Raw genomic sequence first — 3,544 nt, forward strand, 5'->3', positions numbered from 1 at the left:
CGGGGGGGGGGTTGCCCTGCGGCGCGTTCTGCGTGGCCGGACTGTTCACTCGGTGGCGACGGCGTCCGGGTGCTCGGGTGTGTGGGCTGACAGAGACCTACCTCCCGCTCACGAGTCGGCCGACGGCCGCCCCAGTGGCACCCCTTGAACCGGGGTGTTGCAAGGACCACCAGAACTCAAGCCCCTTGGACGGGGGCCCTCCCGTTCGCACCCGGGCCGGCTAGGCCGTCGCGAGTGCCACCTCGGTCGCCTTGATCAGGGCGATCGCGTCCGAGCCCACGAAGAGACCGAGATCGGTGGCCGCCTCCTTGGTGATCACCGCCGTGATCTCGCCGCCGGCCACGGCGATCCGTACCGAGGCCATGACCCCGCCGAGCCCGATGCGGGTGATCGCCCCGGGCAGCTGGTTGCGGATCGACAGGCCCTGGATCCGGCTCGTGGCGAGGGAGACCTCCGTCGACTTCACCAGGGCGCGGACGGCGGAGCCGGGGGCGAGGCCCAGTTGTTCGACGGCCTCCAGGGTGATGGCGGCCACGAGGTTCTGCCCGCCGTCCAGCTGGATCCTGACCGTCGCCATGACCTCGCCGGCGTCGACCTCGGTGACGGTCCCGGGGAGCTGATTGCGGATGCTCAGTGTCATGGGCACCCACCGTAGGGCTTGTGCCCGTTCAGGCCGGATATGCGTGTGTCTGCGTCGCTTTGACGGTCGCCCAGACAGCTGCGCCCGGGTGCAGTCCGAGTTCGGCGGCGGCAACCGTCGTGAGGTCGGCGGCGAGGCGGAGGCCACCGGTGAGATCGGCGCGGATCTGGTCGCCGTGCGTCTCCAGACCGGCGACCTCGCAGCGCCACAGGTTCCGGGCGCTGGAGCCGCTCGGGCGGTCCCGGTAGAGGGTGACGGCGCTCGGCGGGAACGCGACGAAGACCGGCCCGGAGAGGTCCTCCGTGGTCGTGATGGCGGGCCCGGCGTCCAGCCGGACCGTGTGGCCGTCCGCCGTGCCCGTGTAGAGATTCAGGCCGACCAGCTGGGCGATGTAGTCGGTGCGCGGACGGCGGGCGATCTCGGCCGGGGATCCCTCCTGGACCACACCGCCGTGCTCGATCACGACCAGCCGGTCGGCGAGCACCATGGCGTCCAGCGGGTCGTGGGTCACCAGCACGGCGACCGCCTCGAACTCGGCCAGGTGGCGGCGGAGCTGGGCGCGCACCTCCAGACGGGTGCGGGCGTCGAGGGCGGCGAGCGGCTCGTCCAGGAGCAGCAGCCGGGGGCGGGTGGCCAGGGCACGGGCCAGGGCCACGCGCTGTGCCTGTCCGCCGGAGAGGCGGCGGGGTCTGGTGCCGGAGTGCTCGGCAAGACCCATCCGCTCCAGCCAGGCCGCGGCCTCCGCGCGGGCCGCCGCCTTCGTCGCGCCCTGGCAGCGCGGTCCGAAGGCCACGTTGTCCAGGGCGGACAGGTGCGGAAAGAGCAGATAGTCCTGGAAGACGACACCGACCGGGCGGGACTCCGGGGGCACGCGGACCAGGGAGGCGCCGTCCAGGCGCAGATGGCCGCCCGTGAGCGGTACCAGACCGGCGAGCGCGCGCAGAGCCGTGGTCTTGCCGGCACCGTTGGGGCCCAGCAGCGCGACCACGTCGCCCGGCGCGGCGGTGAGCGCGACGTCGAGCCGGAAGGAATCCCGGTCGACGACGAGCCGCGCGTCGAGCCCGTCACCGCGAACGCCTTCGGCGGCGAGGCCGGCGGTGGTGTCCTCGATGTCGGTCATCCGGTGCACATCCAGAGTCGAACGGAGCGCGGGCGCGGCCCTTTCCCGCGGCACCCGTACGAGGGGGCTGCGCCGTCGGCGGGGGTGGCCGTGGCCGTGCGTATGGAAAGGATCGTAAGGCGGTGGGTCACGTCGTCGTCAGCCAGCGGTCCCGCAGGCCCGCCAGCACCGCGATCGACACGGCCAGCAGGACCAGGCTGAGGGCCATCGCCGCCTCGGGATCGTTCTGCAGGGCGAGGTAGACGGCGAGCGGCATGGTCTGGGTGCGGCCGGGGAAGTTGCCGGCGAAGGTGATGGTCGCGCCGAACTCGCCGAGAGCCCGGGCCCAGGCCAGGACCGCGCCCGCGGCGATGCCGGGGGCGATCAACGGCAGGGTGACACGGCGGAACGCCGTGAAGCGGGAGGCGCCCAGGGTGGTGGCCGCCTCCTCGAAGCGCGGGTCGGCGGCGCGCAGGGTGCCCTCCACGCTGATGACGAGGAACGGCATCGCGACGAACGCCTCGGCGATCACCACCCCGGCCGTGGTGAACGGCAGCGTGATCCCGAACCAGTCGTCCAGCGACCGGCCCACGACACCGTTGCGGCCGAGGGCGAGGAGCAGTGCCACACCGCCCACGACCGGGGGCAGCACCAGGGGCAGGGTGACCAGAGCCCGTACGAGACCGCGTCCCGGGAAGTCCGTGCGGGCCAGCAGCCAGGCCAGCGGCACCCCCAGGACCAGGCTCACGGCGGTCGCGGCGGTCGCGCTGACCAGGGACAGCTGGAGCGCCTGCCATACCTCGGTGCTGCTCAGCAGGTCCGGGAGGCTGCTCCAGGGGGCCCGGACGAGCAGCGAGACGAGGGGCAGCAGCAGGAACGCCATTGCCACCACGCCGGGGATCAGCAACGGCAGCGGCGCTCCACGGCCGGCGCCCGTGCGGACGCGCCGGCGCCCCGGCCCACCCGTCAGGGTGTCGGCCGCGGAACCGGACTTGTCGACCTGGGTCACGGCTTGAGGAACCCGGCATCGGTCAGGACCTTCTGGCCCTCGGGGGACTGCACCAGCGCGATGAACGCCTTGGCCGCCTCGGCGTTCTGCGCGTCCTTCAGCAGGGCGATCGGGTAGTCGTTGACGGCCTCGGCCGATTCGGGGAACTCCACGCCCTCCACCTTGTCACCCGCGGCCTTCACATCGGTCCGGTAGACCACCGCGGCGTCGGCCTCCTTCAGTACCACCTTGTTCAGGGCGGACTTCACGTCCTCCTCGTAGGAGACCGGGGTGAGCCTGAGGCTGTCGGCGTCCAGGGCCTTCTGGGCGGCGGCGCCGCACGGTACCGTCCTGTCGCACAGGACGACCTTGAGTCCGGACTTGGTGAGGTCCTTGAGGGAGGAGACCTTGTCGGGGTTGCCCGGCAGGGTCGCGATCTCCAGCTGGTTGCGGACGAAGGTGGCCGGGGTGCCGGCCGCGTCGCTCCTGTCCGTCACGATCGCCATGGTCTTGGGGCTGGCGGCGGCGAAGACGTCGGCGGGAGCACCGCTCGTGATGCTCGCGGCAAGGGCGTCGCTGCCGCCGAAATTGAAGCTGACCCTGGTGCCCGGGTGCTGCTTCTCGAACTCCCTGCCCAGCGCGGTGAAGCTCTCCTTGAGGGAGGCCGCCGCGAAGACGCTCACGTCGCCGGACAGCTTCGGGGACGCGGACGACGAGGAGTGGGTATTTGGCGGCCCGTGGGGCGATTAGGCGGGCAACTAGTCGGTCGGTGTGGAGGGGGCGCGGGGCCGGTGGGGGGGGGATACTGGGGCGGGCC

The 3,544-nt window shown here is 72.4% G+C and carries 3 protein-coding genes and 1 pseudogene; all 4 read right to left on the reverse strand.

Going from position 1 to position 3,544, the window contains the following annotated elements; genetic code table 11:
• Positions 1-220 precede the first annotated feature (220 nt).
• Entirely contained in the window at positions 221-640 is a 420-nt protein-coding gene (locus ACFW2E_RS40460; RefSeq protein ID WP_384475174.1) for a molybdopterin-binding protein, read from the reverse strand.
• A 28-nt stretch (positions 641-668) separates the two neighbouring features.
• Positions 669-1,760 (reverse strand): ABC transporter ATP-binding protein, encoded by a 1,092-nt coding sequence (locus tag ACFW2E_RS40465; RefSeq protein ID WP_384475177.1) that lies wholly within the window; start codon positions 1,758-1,760, stop codon positions 669-671.
• Positions 1,761-1,887: 127 nt separating this feature from the next.
• Positions 1,888-2,748 carry a molybdate ABC transporter permease subunit gene (gene modB / locus ACFW2E_RS40470; protein ID WP_384475180.1) on the reverse strand — a complete coding sequence of 287 codons (861 nt, stop codon included), beginning with the start codon at positions 2,746-2,748 and terminating at the stop codon, positions 1,888-1,890.
• A pseudogene (modA, locus tag ACFW2E_RS40475) lies at positions 2,745-3,446 on the reverse strand (molybdate ABC transporter substrate-binding protein); the annotation flags it as partial. The pseudogene modA and the gene modB, both read right to left, overlap by 4 nt.
• Positions 3,447-3,544: the final 98 nt, after the last annotated feature.

Origin of the sequence: Streptomyces sp. NPDC058964 (assembly GCF_042741275.1) — a bacterium.
GTDB lineage: Bacteria > Actinomycetota > Actinomycetes > Streptomycetales > Streptomycetaceae > Streptomyces.

Coding starts and splice junctions, on each gene's coding strand:
- ACFW2E_RS40460 (WP_384475174.1), bottom strand. CDS start 640: ATGACACTGAGCATCCGCAATCAGCTCCCCGGGACCGTCACCGAGGTC.
- ACFW2E_RS40465 (WP_384475177.1), bottom strand. CDS start 1,760: ATGACCGACATCGAGGACACCACCGCCGGCCTCGCCGCCGAAGGCGTT.